At 64.9% G+C, this 17159-nt stretch carries 14 protein-coding genes and 1 pseudogene; 10 read left to right on the top strand and 5 right to left on the bottom strand.

Annotated elements, in window-relative coordinates; translation table 11 throughout:
- Nucleotides 1-77 precede the first annotated feature (77 nt).
- Nucleotides 78-233, bottom strand: coding sequence for a hypothetical protein (locus RAD10_RS32350; protein WP_240536454.1), 156 nt, complete (start codon nt 231-233; stop codon nt 78-80).
- A gap of 311 nt (nt 234-544) precedes the next feature.
- Here RAD10_RS32350 and topA point away from each other — a divergent pair, with 311 nt between their 5' ends.
- Genes topA through RAD10_RS32330 form a run of 4 tightly spaced genes read left to right on the top strand, consistent with a single transcriptional unit; the run spans nt 545 to nt 6893 of the window.
- Nucleotides 545-3286: a type I DNA topoisomerase gene (topA, locus tag RAD10_RS32345; protein WP_461620587.1), complete on the top strand. Its 2742-nt coding sequence runs from the start codon at nt 545-547 to the stop codon at nt 3284-3286.
- Between the two features lie 20 nt (nt 3287-3306).
- Nucleotides 3307-5676: a ribonuclease R gene (rnr, locus tag RAD10_RS32340; RefSeq protein WP_461620586.1), complete on the top strand. Its 2370-nt coding sequence runs from the start codon at nt 3307-3309 to the stop codon at nt 5674-5676.
- Nucleotides 5670-6110: a DUF983 domain-containing protein gene (locus tag RAD10_RS32335; protein ID WP_461620585.1), complete on the top strand. Its 441-nt coding sequence runs from the start codon at nt 5670-5672 to the stop codon at nt 6108-6110. Before rnr ends, RAD10_RS32335 begins: the two co-directional genes overlap by 7 nt.
- 30 nt (nt 6111-6140) lie before the next feature.
- On the top strand, nt 6141-6893 hold the full coding sequence (locus tag RAD10_RS32330; protein ID WP_461620584.1) for an NUDIX hydrolase: 753 nt from the start codon (nt 6141-6143) through the stop codon (nt 6891-6893).
- Here RAD10_RS32330 and RAD10_RS32325 read toward each other — a convergent pair whose 3' ends face one another.
- Entirely contained in the window at nt 6894-7436 is a 543-nt protein-coding gene (locus tag RAD10_RS32325; protein WP_461620583.1) for a hypothetical protein, read from the bottom strand.
- A 67-nt stretch (nt 7437-7503) separates the two neighbouring features.
- On the opposite strand from RAD10_RS32325, the pseudogene RAD10_RS32320 reads away from it, so the two are divergent.
- The 4 genes and pseudogenes from RAD10_RS32320 to rpmG form a co-directional block, all read left to right on the top strand.
- Nucleotides 7504-7688 (top strand): annotated as a pseudogene (locus tag RAD10_RS32320) (NUDIX hydrolase); the annotation flags it as partial.
- 17 nt (nt 7689-7705) lie between these two features.
- Nucleotides 7706-9046, top strand: a complete 1341-nt coding sequence (locus RAD10_RS32315; RefSeq protein ID WP_461620582.1) for an amidohydrolase — start codon at nt 7706-7708, stop codon at nt 9044-9046.
- 205 nt (nt 9047-9251) lie between these two features.
- On the top strand, nt 9252-10577 hold the full coding sequence (locus RAD10_RS32310) for an LLM class flavin-dependent oxidoreductase (protein WP_461620581.1): 1326 nt from the start codon (nt 9252-9254) through the stop codon (nt 10575-10577).
- 124 nt (nt 10578-10701) lie between these two features.
- On the top strand, nt 10702-10869 hold the full coding sequence (gene rpmG / locus RAD10_RS32305; RefSeq protein ID WP_007603295.1) for a 50S ribosomal protein L33: 168 nt from the start codon (nt 10702-10704) through the stop codon (nt 10867-10869).
- A gap of 1105 nt (nt 10870-11974) precedes the next feature.
- On the opposite strand, the gene RAD10_RS32300 is transcribed toward rpmG, so the two are convergent.
- Nucleotides 11975-13213, bottom strand: coding sequence for an MFS transporter (locus RAD10_RS32300; RefSeq protein WP_461620580.1), 1239 nt, complete (start codon nt 13211-13213; stop codon nt 11975-11977).
- A 129-nt stretch (nt 13214-13342) separates the two neighbouring features.
- Between RAD10_RS32300 and RAD10_RS32295 the strand changes: the two genes are divergently transcribed.
- Both RAD10_RS32295 and RAD10_RS32290 read left to right on the top strand, forming a co-directional pair.
- Nucleotides 13343-13951, top strand: coding sequence for a TetR/AcrR family transcriptional regulator (locus RAD10_RS32295; RefSeq protein ID WP_461620579.1), 609 nt, complete (start codon nt 13343-13345; stop codon nt 13949-13951).
- Nucleotides 13952-14189: 238 nt separating this feature from the next.
- On the top strand, nt 14190-15161 hold the full coding sequence (locus tag RAD10_RS32290) for an AraC family transcriptional regulator (protein ID WP_461620578.1): 972 nt from the start codon (nt 14190-14192) through the stop codon (nt 15159-15161).
- An 88-nt stretch (nt 15162-15249) separates the two neighbouring features.
- On the opposite strand, the gene RAD10_RS32285 is transcribed toward RAD10_RS32290, so the two are convergent.
- Nucleotides 15250-16623 carry a PleD family two-component system response regulator gene (locus RAD10_RS32285; protein WP_028143954.1) on the bottom strand — a complete coding sequence of 458 codons (1374 nt, stop codon included), beginning with the start codon at nt 16621-16623 and terminating at the stop codon, nt 15250-15252.
- 14 nt (nt 16624-16637) lie between these two features.
- Nucleotides 16638-17003: a response regulator gene (locus RAD10_RS32280; protein ID WP_008566616.1), complete on the bottom strand. Its 366-nt coding sequence runs from the start codon at nt 17001-17003 to the stop codon at nt 16638-16640.
- Nucleotides 17004-17159: the final 156 nt, after the last annotated feature.

The following is a 17159-nucleotide window of genomic DNA, read 5'->3' as shown; positions in this document are numbered from 1 at the left end:
AATCCGGGATCTGTACCCGCACGACCAGTCCCCGGATTACGCTTCGCTCCATCCGGGCAACGGCCTCAAAAGCGACGCTACGACAGCTTGCGCTTGCTCCGCAGCCTCACATGCTCGTCGGCCTCGAGCTTGGTCATGCCCAGGAGATAATGCAGCACGTCAAGCTTGTGGCGCTCGGCGAGCTTGCGCAAGGCCCCGACCTGCTCGGCAATGAAGGCGACAGCCTCGTCCACGCCGCCCTCCCCCGGTTCCTCGTGACGCGAGCCTCCCGGCGCGCCTGATGCGGCGCGCGCCCGTTTCTTTCCCGGCCTAGTCACCAGCCCCCACCCGAATCCATGCCCCGCCGAAACACTACGCCGACATCGATCGCAACTCCAAGGTGGTATTTTGCAACTTTCTCGATATGAAACTTTTCTCATCCGGGCGGCTTTCAACAGCCTTCGATTTGACAGCGAGGGCCTCACCACCCATGTTCGGGGCGAAACGGCCGACCCGAGTCCTTTCGTTTTCGGCCTCAGATTTTCCCGTAAGTTACTGGAACTACATGAATATCGTCATTGTGGAGTCGCCGGCGAAAGCCAAGACGATCAACAAATATTTGGGCTCGTCCTATGAGGTTCTGGCCTCGTTCGGCCATGTCCGCGACCTGCCCGCGAAGAACGGCTCCGTCGATCCCGACGCCAATTTCAAGATGATCTGGGAGGTCGACCCCAAGGCGGCCGGCCGGCTCAACGACATCGCCAAGTCCCTGAAGAACGCCGACCGCCTGATTCTCGCCACCGACCCTGATCGCGAGGGCGAGGCCATCTCCTGGCACGTGCTGGAGGTGCTGAAGGAAAAGCGCGCGCTGAAGGACCAGAAGATCGAGCGGGTGGTGTTCAACGCCATCACCAAGCAGGCGGTCTCGGACGCCATGAAGCATCCGCGCCAGATCGACGGCGCGCTGGTCGACGCCTATATGGCGCGCCGCGCGCTGGACTATCTGGTCGGCTTCACCCTCTCCCCGGTGCTGTGGCGCAAGCTGCCCGGCGCCCGCTCCGCCGGCCGCGTGCAGTCGGTGGCGCTGCGCCTCGTCTGCGACCGCGAGCTCGAGATCGAGAAGTTCGTCGCGCGTGAATATTGGTCGCTGATCGCGACCCTGCTCACCCCGCGCGGCGATGCCTTCGAGGCCCGCCTCGTCGGCGCCGACGGCAAGAAGATCCAGCGCCTCGACATCGGAACCGGCGCGGAAGCCGAAGACTTCAAGAAGGCGCTGGAAACGGCCGCCTACGCCGTGACCTCGGTCGATGCGAAGCCCGCCCGGCGCAATCCGCAGGCGCCCTTCACCACCTCGACGCTGCAGCAGGAAGCCAGCCGCAAATACGGCTTTGCGCCGGCGCACACGATGCGCATCGCCCAGCGCCTCTATGAAGGCATCGACATCGGCGGCGAAACCACCGGACTCATTACTTATATGCGTACCGACGGCGTGCAGATCGCCCCCGAGGCGATCACCCAGGCGCGCAAGGTGATCGGCGAGGATTACGGCAACGCCTATGTGCCGGACGCGCCGCGCCAGTACCAGGCCAAGGCCAAGAACGCCCAGGAAGCGCACGAAGCGATCCGCCCGACCGACATGTCCCGCCGCCCCGACAGCATGAGCCGCAAGCTCGATGCCGATCAGGCGCGACTTTATGAGCTGATCTGGAAGCGCACCATTGCGAGCCAGATGGAATCGGCCGAGCTCGAGCGCACCACCGTCGACATCACGGCGAAGGCAGGCTCCCGCACGCTGGAGCTCCGGGCCACCGGCCAGGTGGTCAAGTTCGACGGCTTCCTCGCGCTCTACCAGGAAGGCCGCGACGACGAGGAGGACGAGGACTCCCGCCGCCTGCCCGCGATGAGCCCGAACGACGCGCTCAAACGGCAGAGCCTGTCCGTCACCCAGCATTTCACCGAGCCGCCACCACGCTTCTCCGAGGCTTCCCTGGTCAAGCGCATGGAAGAACTCGGCATCGGCCGGCCCTCGACCTACGCCTCGATCCTCCAGGTCCTGAAGGACCGCGGCTACGTCAAGCTGGAGAAGAAGCGCCTGCACGGCGAGGACAAGGGCCGCGTCGTGATCGCGTTCCTCGAGAGCTTCTTCGCTCGCTACGTCGAATATGATTTTACGGCCGGCCTCGAGGAGCAGCTCGACCGCATCTCCAACAACGAGATCTCCTGGCAGCAGGTGCTGAAGGATTTCTGGACCGGCTTCATCGGCGCCGTCGACGACATCAAGGATCTGCGCGTCGCCCAGGTGCTCGACGTGCTCGACGAGATGCTCGGGCCGCACATCTACCCGCCCCGTGCCGACGGCGGCGACGTCAGGCAGTGCCCGAACTGCGGCACCGGCCGGCTCAATCTGAAGGCCGGCAAGTTCGGCGCCTTCGTCGGCTGCTCGAACTATCCGGAGTGCCGCTACACCCGCCAGCTTGCCGCCGATGGCGAGGCCAGCGCCGACCGTTCGCTCGGCCAGGATCCCGACACCGGCTTCGATGTCTGGGTCAAGGCGGGCCGGTTTGGTCCTTATATCCAGCTCGGCGAGCAGAAGGATTATGCGGAAGGCGAGAAGCCGAAGCGCGCCGGCATTCCGAAGGGCACCTCGCCCGGCGATGTCGAGCTCGAGCTTGCGCTGAAGCTGCTGTCGCTGCCGCGCGAGATCGGCAAGCATCCGGAGACCGGTCAGCCGATCACCGCCGGCCTCGGCCGCTTCGGGCCGTTCGTCAAGCATGAGAAGACCTATGCCAGCCTGGAAGCCGGCGACGAGGTGTTCGACATCGGCCTCAACCGCGCGGTGACGCTGATCGCGGAAAAGGTCGCCAAGGGCCCGAGCCGCCGCTTCGGCGCCGATCCCGGCAAGGCGATCGGCGATCATCCCTCGCTCGGCACGGTCACCGTGAAGAGCGGCCGCTACGGCGCCTATGTCACCGCGGGCGGCGTCAATGCGACGATCCCCGCCGAGTTCGAAAAGGACACCGTCACGCTTGCACAGGCGATCGCGCTGATCGACGAGCGCGCGGCCAAGGGCGGCGGCAAGAAGCCGAAGAAGGCAGCGAAGCCGGCCAAGGCCAAGAAGACTGCAGAGAAGACTGCGGACGGCGATGACGCCGCGCCGAAGAAGAAACCGGCCGCGAAGAAGGCGGCCAAATCGAAAACTGAATCCACCAGCAAGGCGCGCGCAGCCGTGTCGTCGACCGCAAAAACGTCGCCGACCAAGGCCGCCGCCCCCAAGGCCCCGGCCAAGAAGAGTGCCGGCAAGACTTGAGATCAAGAATTAGAGGTTAAGTGAAACGCAAGAATGACCGTGGCTTTCCCGACAGGCAAGCCATCGTCGCCTTCATCAAGGCAAATCAAGGAAACGTCGGCACCCGCGAAATTGCGCGCGAGTTCGGCCTGAAGAACGCCGATCGCGTTGAGCTCAAGCGCATATTGCGCGAGCTCGCCGACGACGGAACCATCAAGAAGAAGCGCCACAAGGTGTCCGAGCCGGACGCGCTGCCGCCGACGCTGGTCGCCGATATTACCGGCCGCGACCAGGACGGCGAATTGATCGCCTCCCCCACCGAATGGGACGAGGTCGAAAGCGGCGAGCCCCCCAAAATCCGCATCCAGATGCCGCGCCGGCCAAAGCCGGGCACCGTCGCCGGTGTCCGCGACCGCGTGCTGCTGCGCGTCGAGCGCACGGACGAGACCGAAGGCCCGGCCTATCGCGGCCATATCATCAAGGTCTTCGACAAGGCCAAGAGCCGCATCCTCGGCGTGTTCCGCGCGCTTCCCGAAGGCGGCGGACGGCTCGTCCCCGTCGACAAGAAGGCCGCCGACCGCGAGCTGAACATCGCCCCGGCCGACACACACGGCGCGCAGGACGGCGATCTCGTCAGCGTCGACATCGTCCGCACGCGCAGCTTTGGACTGGCGTCCGGCCGCGTGAAAGAGAAGCTCGGCTCGGTCAAGTCGGAGAAGGCGATCAGCCTGATCGCGATATACGCCCACGACATCCCGCTGCAATTCTCTCCCGCCGCGATGCGCGATGCGGAAGCGGCGGAGCCGGCCAATTTGAAGGGCCGCGAGGATTGGCGCGACGTGCCGCTTCTCACCATCGATCCCCCCGACGCCAAGGATCATGACGACGCGGTGCATGCTGAGGCCGATCCCGATCCCAACAACAAGGGCGGCTTCATCGTCAACGTCGCCATCGCCGACGTCAGCTTCTACGTACGCCCGGGCAGCGCGCTCGACCGCGACGCGCTCGATCGCGGCAACTCGGTCTATTTCCCCGACCGCGTCGTGCCGATGCTGCCCGAGCGCATCTCCAACGATCTCTGCTCGCTGGTGCCGGGCGAGCCGCGCGGCGCGCTCGCGGTGCGCATGGTGCTCGGCCCAGACGGCCGCAAGCGCTCGCACAGCTTCCACCGCATCCTGATGCGCTCGGCCGCCAAGCTGAGCTACGCGCAGGCGCAAGCCGCGATCGACGGACGGCCGGATGACACCACCGGTCCCCTGCTCGATCCGATCTTGAAACCGCTCTACGCCGCCTATGCCTGCGCCAAGCGCGCGCGCGACGAGCGCGATCCGCTCAATCTCGACCTGCCCGAGCGCAAGATCCTCCTGAAGAGCGACGGCACGGTCGACCGCGTCGTGGTGCCGGAACGTCTCGACGCGCACAAGCTGATCGAAGAGTTCATGATCCTCGCCAACGTCGCGGCGGCCGAGATGCTGGAGAAGAAGTCGCTCCCGCTGATCTACCGCGTGCATGACGAGCCGACCTTGGAGAAGGTCCACGCGCTCGCGGAATTCCTGGAGACGCTCGACGTTCCCTTCGCCAAATCAGGCGCGCTGCGTCCCACCACGTTCAACCGCGTGCTGGCCCAGCTCGAAGGCCATGATTACTATCCGCTGGTCAGCGAGGTCGTGCTGCGTGCCCAGGCGCAGGCCGAATACTCTTCCGAGAACTACGGGCACTTCGGCCTGAATTTGCGCCGCTACGCGCATTTCACCTCGCCGATCCGCCGCTATGCCGATCTCGTGGTACATCGCGCGCTGGTCCGCGCGCTCGGTCTCGGCGAAGGCGCGCTGCCCGACAGCGAGACGCCGGAAACCTTAAGCGAGGTCGCGGCCCACATATCGGTGACCGAGCGGCGCGCGATGAAGGCGGAGCGCGAGACCGTCGACCGGCTCATTGCTCATCACCTGGCTGATCGCATCGGCGCCAGCTTCCAGGGCCGCGTCTCCGGCGTCACCCGCGCCGGGCTCTTTGTCAAACTGGCTGAAACTGGCGCCGACGGCCTGATCCCGATCCGATCCCTCGGCACGGAATATTTCAACTATGACGAGGGCCGACACGCCCTCGTTGGCACGCGCAGCCGCACCATGTATCAGCTGGGGGACGTGGTCGACGTCCGCCTGATCGAGGCAGCGCCGATCGCGGGCGCGCTGCGCTTCGAGCTGCTGTCGTCCTCCAGTGAGACCGCGCCGCGCGAACGCAGACCATCCGGTCCGCAGCGCCGCCCCTCCTTCAAGGCACATCCCGGACGCAGCCCGGATAGAAAACGCAAGCCGCCGAAGCCAAAATCCGGCAAGCCGAAGAAGGGCCAGGGAAAGAATAAGGGAAAGAACAAGGGCAAAGGCGGCGGTAAAAAGGGCAAAGCATGGTGACGATGAGCACGGCCCCAAAAATCTGGACGCGCGAGACGGGTCTCGTCGAGAAGCGCGATCTCTGGACGGCGATGAAGCGCGGCTTTCGCGGCCGCTGCCCGCGCTGTGGCGAGGGCAAGCTGTTCCGCGCCTTCCTGAAGACCGCAGACGATTGCGTCGAATGCGGCCTCGATTTCACGCCGCACCGCGCCGACGATCTGCCCGCCTATCTCGTCATCGTCATCGTCGGTCACATCGTGGTGCCCACGATCCTCTGGATCGAGACCAATTACACGACGCCGGTCTGGCTCAGCTTCGCGGCCTATCTGCCCTTCACCTTCGTCGCCTCGCTCGCGCTGCTGCAGCCGGTCAAGGGAGCTGTGGTCGGCTTGCAATGGGCTCTGCGCATGCACGGGTTTGACGACAACCCTCCGGATGGTATTCCGCCTGTGTAAGCAAGAAGCAAAAAGCGTTTGGGTGAGGACATGACGGATATTGCGCAAGTCGCGGAGAAGGCCAAGGTCCACGAGGAGAAGGAAGCCGATCACCATCCCTATTTCCGCCCGAGGGACGCGGCGACGCTGATCCTGGTCGACCGCAGCGGCGCCATTCCGAAAGTGCTGGTCGGCAAGCGCCACGACAAGGTGGTGTTCATGCCCGGCAAGTTCGTCTTCCCCGGCGGGCGCGTCGACAAGGCCGACTATCGCGTGCCCTGTGCCGCGCCCATCACGGCCGAGTTGGAGGCCAATCTCGCCAAGGGCAGCCCGAAGACGCCGGCCTCGCGCGCGAAGTCGCTCGCCATCGCCGCGATCCGCGAGGCCTGCGAAGAAACCGGCCTCTGCCTCGGGCGCACGGCCGAGGGCAAAGTGACAAAGCTCGACGGCCCCTGGAAGCCGTTCGCCGATGCGGGCCTGCTGCCCGATCCCTCCAGCCTGTTCCTGATCGCGCGCGCGATCACACCGCCCGGCCGCGTCAAGCGGTTCGACACGCGCTTCTTCACGGCGGACGCCTCCGCGATCGCCCACCGCGTCGACGGCGTGATCCATGCCGATGCCGAACTGGTCGAGCTGGTCTGGGTCGAGCTCGGCTCCAAGCCGCTGGCCGATTTGCATCCGATGACGCGCAACGTGCTCAACGAGCTCCATACCCGCCTTGCCACCGGCCCGCTGCGCCACGATGCGCCAGTGCCGTTCTTCCATTTTTACGGCGGCAAGATGCAGAAGGATATTTTGGGCTAGTCAGTCCGCGTCCGGCTCGGTGCCGACATAATCGCGCGCCGGCAGCTTGAGGACGCGGCCGATCTCGCTTGCGAGCTGATCCGCCTCCTCACGACGCGTGAAGCTCTGAAGCGTGATCGGCTCGATGCCCTTGTTGCCGCAGAGATTGACGTCGTACGTCGTCAGATCCGTGTCGTAGTCGTCGATGACGCTGATGAAGTGATAGTCGGCGAGATTGCGCGACGAGCGAATGTTCAGCGGGCCGAACTGCCTGGTGATCTCGATCTGGCGCAGCGTCTCGTTGAGCACGACGAAGTAGCGGAACGTCAGCAGGATGATGCCGGGGATGCCGACGAGCAGCCCGAACCCCGTGAACACCAGCACCGGCACGAGATCGTCGGCGAGCCTTCCAAAACCGAAAAAGTCCTGGCGCAGTCCGAGCGCAACGTTCCACAGCAGATAGCCACTCGCCGCCAGCAGCGGCAGCGACAACAGCCGGCCGACCCATGGCATGGGCCGGTCGATGCAGACGATGCCGCCGTCCACGGTCATTGCGCCGGCCATGAAGGGTCTCCTCGCGGGGTCATGGCTTGGTCGGCGCGAGCAGCGGATTGGTTCGAAGAGACGCCTCGATGCGGGGCTGGACAAGCCGCTCTGGGTCGAGCTCGGCTCAAAAGCGCTCGCCGATCTGCATCCGATGACGCGCAACCTGCTCAACGCGACAGCCCGCTCCGCCGCGATGCGCCGGTGCCGTTCTTCCATTTCTATGGCGGAAAGATGCGACGAGATGTGCTAGGTGAAGGAAAGAGCGCTTAAAACAACCGGAGGATCGGATGATGCGCTTCGTAAGGCCTCTGCTCGCTTCCGTGGCGTTGTACAGCCTGCTCTCGCCGCCCGCCCATGCGGAGCTCGACGTCGCCAGATTGAAGCAAACCATCGAGACCGCCTTCGAGAGCGAATACCCGAAGCTCGACGCGCTCTATAAGGACATCCACGCCCATCCCGAGATTGCCTTCCAGGAGGAGAAGACCGCGGCGAAACTCGCCGGCGAGATGCGTGCGATTGGTTTTGAAGTCACCGAGCACGTCGGCAAGACGGGCCTTGTTGCCATCTACAGGAACGGTGACGGTCCCACCATCATGGTTCGCACCGAGCTCGATGCGCTGCCCATGGAGGAGAAGACCGGCCTGCCCTATGCCAGCCGCGACAAGCAGATCTGGCAGGGCCGCGAGACATTCGTCGCCCATAGCTGCGGCCATGACATCCACATGGCGAGCTGGGTCGGCACGGCGAAGACCCTGGTCGGCATCAAGGACCAGTGGCACGGTACGCTGATGTTCATCGCGCAGCCCGCCGAGGAAGAGGTCGCGGGCGCGAGGGCGATGATCGCCGATGGCCTGTTCACCCGCTTTCCGAAACCCGATGCGGGATTTGCCCTGCACGACGGCAGTGGAGCCTACGGCTCCGTGACCTACAGGGTCGGGGTCGGATCGTCGAATGTCGACGGTCTGTTCATCAGATTCGTCGGCCGCGGCGGCCATGGCGCGATCCCGCAGGCGACGATCGATCCCGTGATGATGGCATCGCGCTTCGTCGTCGACGTCCAGAGCGTGATCAGCCGCGAGAAGGACCCGACCGAATTCGGCCTTGTCACCATCGGCGCGATCCACGCCGGCACCGCCGGCAACATCATCCCCGACGAGGCCAGGGTGATCGGCACGATCCGCAGCTTCAAGCCGCAGGTGCGCGCGAGGATGCTGGCCGGGATCGAGCGGACGGCGAAAGCGGTGGCGGCGATGGCGGATGCACCGGCGCCTGAAATCCACATCGACGAAGGGACCAAGGCGGTGGTAAACGATGCCGCTGTGGTCGGCCAGGCCGAGCGGGTGCTGAAAGCGGCCTTCGGCGACAAGTTCAACGTCAGCCCGGCGAACACGACCAGCGAAGACTATTCGGAATATGTCAACGCCGGCGTGCCGTCGATGTTCTTCAACATCGGCGTTTATGAGCCCGACCGCGTCGCCGCCGCGCGCAATGGCAGCGGCCCGCCGCTTCCCGGCAATCACTCGCCGCAATTCGCCCCGGTGCCGAAACCGACCATCCAGACCGGCGTCACCGCGATGACGCTCGCCGTGCTGAGCGCCTTCGATCAAAGGGCCGCCCGGGGGCAGTAGCCCTCTCGCCTCGGTATCTGCGGCTTGATGGATTCTCAGATGCGCAATTGCGCATCGTAGCTCGCGCGATGGGGTGCGCCCCGGAATGACGCGAACGTGCTGAGGTTTGATCGAAAAACGAAAAAATCTTCCCGTTTCCCCCAATGGCGGAGTTCCGCCGCATGCCTATGTCTTCCCGAGCGTCACCAAGAACGGACACCGGGCGATGGCACAACGGCAACTCAAGCTTGGCGCGTTCATGCGCCCGATCAGCATCCACACCGGCGCCTGGCGCTATCCCGGGGCCTGGCCTGATGCCAATTTCAACTTCTCGCACATCAAGCAGCTGATCCAGAAGCTCGAGGCCGGCAGGTTCGACGCCTTCTTCATGGCCGATCACCTCGCCGTGCTGAACATGCCGGTCAATGCGCTCAAGCGCAGCCACACCGTGACCTCGTTCGAGCCGTTCACGCTGCTGTCGGCGCTCTCGGCGGTCACCGACCGGATCGGCCTGATCGCCACGGGCTCGACTACCTTCGACGAGCCCTATCACGTCGCGCGGCGCTTCGCCTCGCTCGACCATCTCAGCGGCGGCCGCGCCGGCTGGAATATCGTCACGACATCGAACCCGGACGCGGCGCTGAATTTCGGGCTCGACGACCACATGGAGCATGCCGAGCGCTACAAGCGCGCCCGCGAGTTCTACGATGTCGTCACGGGCCTCTGGGACTCGTTCGCCGACGACGCCTTCGTGCGCGATGTCGAGAGCGGGCTATTTTTCGATCCCGCGAAAATGCACACGCTCGATCACAACGGCAAATATCTGAAGGTGCGCGGCCCCCTCAACATCGCCCGCCCCGTGCAGGGCTGGCCGGTGATCGTGCAGGCCGGCGCCTCCGAAGACGGCAAGCAGCTCGCGGCAGAGACGGCGGAAGCCGTGTTCACCGGCGGCGGCAGCCTCGCCGACGGACAAAAGCTCTATGCCGACATCAAGGGCCGCATGGAGAGGATCGGCCGCGATCCCGAGCATCTGAAGATCCTTCCCGGTGCCTTCGTGGTGGTCGGCGACAGCGTCGATGAGGCCAAAGAGAAGCGCACGCTGCTCGACAGCCGCGTGCATTACGACAGCGCCATCGCCTCGCTCTCGGTCATCCTCGGCACCGATGCCTCGGGCTTCGATCCGGACGGCCAACTGCCTGACATCCCCGAGACCAACGCCAGCAAGAGCGGCCGGCAGCGCATGGTCGACCTCGCCAGGCGCGACAAGCTCACCGTGCGCCAGCTCGCCCAGCGCGTCGGCGGCTATGGCGGGCTGTCCTTCGTCGGCACGGCCAAAACCATCGCCGACCAGATGGAGGAATGGCTGGTCGGGCGCGGCTCCGACGGCTTCAACATCATGTTCCCGTTCCTGCCCGCCGGCCTCGACGATTTCGTCGACAAGGTCGTCCCGGAGCTGCAGCGGCGCGGGATTTTCCGGAAAGAGTATGAAGGGCCCACTTTGAGGGAGAATCTGGGCCTGCCGCGGCCGAAAAACCGGTTCTTCGAGGGGTAATCGGGCCGTTTTGGGGGGCTTTTGCCGCCTGAAACCTTGACATCAGGCGGTTTCTGGCTAGGTTGCCGGCCAACGCGGGCCGTTTGGCCGGCTCCAGATTCCCTTCATTCCTGAGGTTCTGAACATGGCCAAAGCGGTCACCATCAAGGTCAAGCTCGTGTCCTCGGCCGACACCGGCTTCTACTACGTCGCCAAGAAGAATTCGCGCACCATGACCGACAAGCTGGTCAAGAAGAAGTACGACCCGGTCGCGCGCAAGCACGTCGAATTCCGCGAAGCCAAGATCAAGTAAGATCGCGGACAAGCGTTGAAGAGTTTTGCGGGGCCCTTTCGGGCCCCGTTTTATTTTGGACTGCGTGTCCCGGACGCGCTGCAGCGTGCAACGCTGCTGCGCAGAGCCGGGACGCAGAACGCGATACGCGACGCTGCGGGCCCCGGCTCTGCAGCGCACTGCACCGGACGATGCTTCGCATCGCCGGGAGCGATGCGCTGCGTCCGTGGCACGAGAACGAATTGACGTTCTCCACTTTCTCTTGACCACTCGGCCAATCTTTGGGCAGAGGTCATCACCTCAACCCTCGGTTGCCCAATCTCAAATGTCTGTTACCGTGCACTTACCGGCACGGAATTTCCGTCCGGATTTGGGAAGGACATGGTCATGAGATTGTCATCGAGCCTTGTCGTGCCTTCAACCATCGCTGTCTTGTCAACCGCCCTGCTGTGCGCCCCGGCCGCATCGCAAATCCCGACAGGCCCCGCCGCCACGCTACCCCCTGTCACGGTCGATGCGCCGAAACAGGTGGCAAGGCCGCACGTGTCGGAGCGGGGAGCAAATACAGCGGCGCCGCGTCGGACTGTGTCACCCCCGCGAACGGCAACCGCGCGCACGCCTTCCTATGCACCGGGTTCTGTGATGGGGAGGATAGCCAGCCTGGAGAGAGTCGCCAGCAGCTGCAACGGTGGCTGTGCATCAAGCTTCCGGCACGGCAAGGAGCCCTGGATCGGATGCAGCGAGTCGGGCGGCAATGTGAACTATGGACCCTTCTCGCCAACGTGCCGAGATACCATCACCCATTCATCCTACGAGAATTGCGTCGAGACGAAGGTGTTCCTGGGCGAGTTTCGAAACCGAGCCCACTGGTTTTGCAGCAGCCTGCAGGCCGGCAACAGGTTCAAGGTCGCCGATCTCAAGCGCCCAGGACATCGCTAGTCCATACCGCTCGCCGATTGCTGCAAGCACGTATCCCGATCCGTCATCCTGAGGTGCGAGTGGCGCGATGCAAGAGCATCGCGCCGGGAAGCCTCGAAGGATGAACGGTCGAGATGCAGCCGCGCCGTCGCCCTTCGAGGCTCGCCGAAAGGCGAGCACCTCAGGGTGACGGTGTAAGCCCAGAAGCCTACGCCGCCTTCAACACCGGCGACGGAGGTTGCGACGGCCGGAGCAGCGCGAACGCGACCTGCACGATGCCGCCGGCTAAACCCAGCGCGACGCCGATGCGCCAGGCCATGGTGTAGGAGCCGAGCGCGTCGTAGAGCACCCCACCGCCATAGGCGCCGAGGAAGCTGCCGATCTGGTGGCTCATGAAGGCGAGGCCCTGGATCATCGCCTGCCAGCGCAGGCCGAACATCTCGGCGACCGCGCCCGCGACCAGCGGGCCGACGCCCATCCACAAGAAGCCCATGATCGCGCCGAACAGCAGCGTCGAGAACGGCGTTGCCGGCAGCATGAAGTACCAGGCGAGCGCTAGCGAGCGCAGGATGTAGATCGCCCCCAGCAGCGCCAGCTTGTTCCAGCGCTGGCCGGCCCAGCCGAAGAACAGCGAGCCGAGCACGTTGAAGCCGCCGATCATGCCGAGCGTCTGCGCGCTCAGCATCGGATCGAGGCCGCAGATCGCGAGGTATGACGGCAGATGCGTGGTGAGGAAGACCAGCTGCATGCCGCAGACGAGATAGGCGCAGGTCATCACCACGAAGGAGGCATTGCCGAACGCGGTCCTCGCCGCGGTCGCAGCCGTGGCATCGTCGATCTCGTCGGCGGCCGGCTTAGGCAGCGGGACCTGGTCGACGCGTCCCGCATACCACGCGGCCGGAATCATCAGCACTGACATGACGACGAAGCCGGCAAGCCCGACGCGCCAGCCAAACCCCTCATTGAGCATCTGCCCGATCGGCGCCGACAGCAGCGCGCCGAGCGAACCCGCGCCGGAGACGATGCCGAGCACGGTCGAGCGCACCGTCGCAGGAACAGCGCGTGCCGCCACCGACATCGCGATCGCGGCCGCGGTGCAGGCCAGCGATGTGCCGATCAGCACGCCCGCGCCGATCATGATGCTGGGAAGCCCGTTCGCGGTCGCCGTCAGAATGAGGCCTGCGATGTACATCAGCGCGCCGACGATCATGATCGGGCGAAAGCCGTAGCGCACCGTCATCGCGCCGGCGAGCGGCTGGAGAAAGCCCCAGGCGAGGTTCTGCACCGCCAGCGCCAGCGTGAAATCCGAGATCGAAATGTGGATGTCGTGAGTCAGCGGCTGCATGAAGATGCCGAGGCTCTGCCGCAGCCCCATGCTCAGCGTCAGCATGATCGATGCGCCGATCAGGATGGGCAATGTCGGACGCAGGACCTGCAGCAGGGGCATTTTCGTCTCCCTTTTGGGCACGGCGCAAATGCCGTCGTCTGAAATATCGGTTGATTTTGGTTACACAGACCTGTGTACTTAGGCTATGTTGGGCGCCAGCTGTCAAGCCAAGAGGATGCGCGTCCCCGCATGGCTCCCCCGCCCGCCCCACAGACGATGAAAGAGCGGATACTCGAGACCGCCGACAAGCTGTTCTATCTGCAGGGCATTCGCGCCATCGGCGTCGACACCATCGCGGCCGAGATCGGCATCTCCAAGCGCACGCTCTACAACCACTTCCCGTCCAAGGACGCGCTGATCGCGGCCTACCTCGAGCGCCGCTTCGTGCACGCGCGCCCCTCCGACAAGCCGCCGGCCGAGCAGATCCTCGGCACCTTCGATTCGCTGGAGCGCCGGTTTGCGGCCAAGGACTTTCGCGGCTGCCCGTTCGTGAACGCGGTTGCCGAGCTGGGCCCTGCCGACCGCGCCGTGAAAAAGATCGCGGTCGCCTTCAAGGAAAGCCGCCGCCTCTGGTTTCGCGACCGCCTCAACGAGCTCGGTGTGACCGAGGCGGATGCGCTCGCAACGCAGCTGGTGCTGCTGGTCGACGGCTCGATCGCGCAGGACCTCGTGCGGGACGATCCGGCGATAGCGCGTGCGGCGAAGGAGGCGGCGAAGGTGCTGCTGCGGAATGCTGGCGTGGATGTGGGCGGCGGCGCGCGGAAGCCGGTGCAGGGACGCAAACGCGCGCCGCGATAGCAGCGGGCGCCGGACCACGGCGCCATCACTTGTTCGCGGGCGCCGCCGTTTCGCTGCGGCGCAGCCTCTGCTGCCAGAAGTTCGCTCCAGCGCATCAAAAATTGGGCTGGAGCGCACTGGTCTGCCGGACCCGGAATTTCTTGTCCTCAAACCGGAGTTGCCGCGCTAAACAGGCAAGGCGATTTTCGTCGTGCCTGCCGCCCCGCAACCTAGACCGTCGAAACCGAGCGATGTCAGGATGAACCGGATCACTTTCAGCTCGGATCAGCTTCCGGCGGGCCTCGGCGACGCCGCGCGGTTCGGGCATTGGCATGAGCAATTCGAGGCGCTCACCTGCTGCGTCGACTATTCGCGCTTCGAGGACTGCGTGTTTCGCGCTCAATTTCAATTCGCGCAGTTTTCCGATGTGCGCGTTGCGTTGTTCGACGGAACGCTCAAACGATTTGCCCGGTCCAAAAGCGCCATCGCGCGCGGCCCTGACGACGATTTTTGCCTGTTGCTCAATCGCGGGACGTCACAGCTGCAACTGTCGCAGTTCGGCCGGGATGCGGCGGCCGGAGCCGGTGGCGCGTTCCTCGGGACCAACGGCGCGACCGCCGAGATGGTGGTCGAGGCACCAGGGGAATGGGCGACGGTGACGATCGCCCGCGACCGTCTGCTGCAGCTCGTTCCTCGCGCGGACGATCTGATGGCAAGGCCACTCGATCCCGGCCAACCGGCGCTGCGTCATCTCAAGCGCTATCTGGAGAGCGTGCTCGATCCAGACGACGCCGGCAGCGATCCGGATTTGGACCGGCACATCGGCACCACCGTGCTGGATCTTCTCGCGCTCACGCTGGGCGCCAGCCGCGATGCCGGCGAGGTTGCCACCCTGCGAGGCTTGCGCTCAGCGCGGCTGCGCGAGATTCTTGCGGAGATCAGAGCGAATTTCACCAATCCGACGTTCTCGCCGCGCAGCCTTGCGCAAAAGATCGGATTGTCGCCCCGCTACATCCAGGTTCTCCTGCAGGAGACCGGCGAGAGCTTCACCGAGCGCGTGCTGGAGTTGCGGCTCCAAAGCGCAAGGGCGGCGCTCACCTCGCGTCAGCACGGCCGGCTCAAGGTGAGCGAGATCGCCTACGCCTGCGGCTTCAACGATATCTCGTATTTCAACCAGGCCTTCCGTCGCCGCTTCGGCGCCTCGCCGACCCAGTTCCGCGGATCGGCATGATCGGCGGAAGCCGTCGCGCAAGCCATTGATTTGGCTCACGCCGGCTACTGTGCATGGGGTTGTTTTCGCAATTTTGCGCAGCCGGCCCTCACGCCGCCTGCGACACCACCCGATTGCGCCCGTCGTGCTTGGCGCGATACAGCGCGGTGTCGGCGCGCTTGAGGACGTCGGCGACCGCCTCGCCCTTCTGCTCCAGCGTGGTCAGGCCGATCGAGATCGTGACCTCGATGCGCTTGGCGCCTTTGTGGATCGCGAACGGCTCGCCCGCGATCGAACGGCGCAGGCGCTCGGCGACCATGCCGGCGACGTGGAGATCGGTCTCCGGCATGACGATGACGAACTCCTCGCCGCCGTAGCGGCAGGCCAGATCAATGCCGCGGATCGACTTGCGCACGCGCACGGCGAATTCGCGCAGCACGTCGTCGCCGGCGTCGTGGCCGTAATTGTCGTTGATGGACTTGAAGAAGTCGATGTCCAGGATCATCAGCGCCAGCGGCTTGCCGCGGGTCGCGGCCTGCTCGGCGAGCGTCGCCAGATGGCTCTCCATGTAGCGGCGATTGTGCAGGCCGGTGAGCGCGTCCGTGATCGCCATCTCGATCGAGTTCTGCACGTTGTCGCGCAGATGATCGGTGTAGCGGCGGCGGCGGATCTGGGTGCGGGCCCGCGCCAGAAGCTCGATCTTGTCGATGGGACGCAGCAGATAGTCGTTGACGCCGATCTCGAGGCCGCGGAGCAGCCGCGTCGAGTTCTCGGGGTCGGCGATCGCAAGGATCGGCACATGGCGCGTGCGCTCCAGCGAGCGCGCCTGGCTGCACAGGCGGAGGCCGTCGAAATTGTTGAGGTCGAGCGAGACGATCAGCAAATCGTAATTGCCCTCGGCGGCGTGGAACAGCGCCTCCGTCGGGTTCGGCTCGACGTCGATGGTGTGCTCGGCGGCGAGGATCGTCGCCAGCCGCTCGTAGGAGGACGGACGGTCGTCCACCAGCAGGATGCGGCCGCCCTTGCCGGTGTCGGCCACGGCGCTGCGCTCGGGCGCCTGCATGCCGATCTCGAGCGAGGTGATGGCGCGCATGCGCAGCTCATCGGTCATCATCTTCAGCCGCGTCAGCGAGCGCACCCGCGCGATCAGCACGACGTCGGAGACGGGTTTGGTCAGGAAGTCATCGGCGCCCGCTTCCAGCCCCCGGTTGCGGTCGGACGGACTGTCGAGCGCCGTCACCATGACGACAGGAATGTGGTGCGTGGCCGGATCGGTCTTGAGGCGGCGGCAAACTTCAAAGCCGTCGATGTCGGGCATCATCACGTCGAGCAGGATGATGTCGCATTCGGCGCGTTGACAGATCGCCAGCGCCTCGGTGCCGTTCGAGGCGGTCATCACGTCGAAATATTCGGCAGAGAGGCGGGCCTCGAGCAGCTTGACGTTGGCAGGGACGTCATCGACGACCAGGATACGCGCGGACACTGTGAACTCACTTCCTATCCGATAAAACGCCGGACCGTCTCAATGAATTTGCCGACCGAGATCGGCTTGGACAAATAGGCCTCGCAGCCGCCCTCGCGGATGCGCTCTTCGTCGCCCTTCATCGCGAACGCCGTGACCGCGACGACGGGAATGGCGCGCAGCTCCGGATCGTCCTTGATCCAGCGCGTCACCTCGAGCCCGGAGACCTGCGGCAATTGGATATCCATCAGCACGAGGTCGGGCCGCATCTTGCGAACGAGGTCGAGCGCCTCGTAGCCGTTGCTGGTGCCGGAGGTCTGGTAGCCGTGCGCCTCCAACAGGTCGCGGAAGAGCTTCATGTTGAGCTCGTTGTCTTCCACGATCAGGACGGTCTTAGCCATCCCGCCCTCCTGATTGGTCCGCAGACCCATACATGTAACGCCTCAGGCGCCGCTCGCCGGCGCTTCGAAAACTGGATTCAAACTAGCCTCAGATTCGCTTGAGTTTCGTTAAACCCGAGGGTCGACTTTCTACGATGTGGTTTCCAGTTGCTTGCC

The organism is Bradyrhizobium sp. 23AC (genome assembly GCF_054863025.1).
The sequence above is the reverse complement of the archived record's forward strand: the minus strand, read 5'-3'. Positions and strand labels throughout refer to the sequence as shown.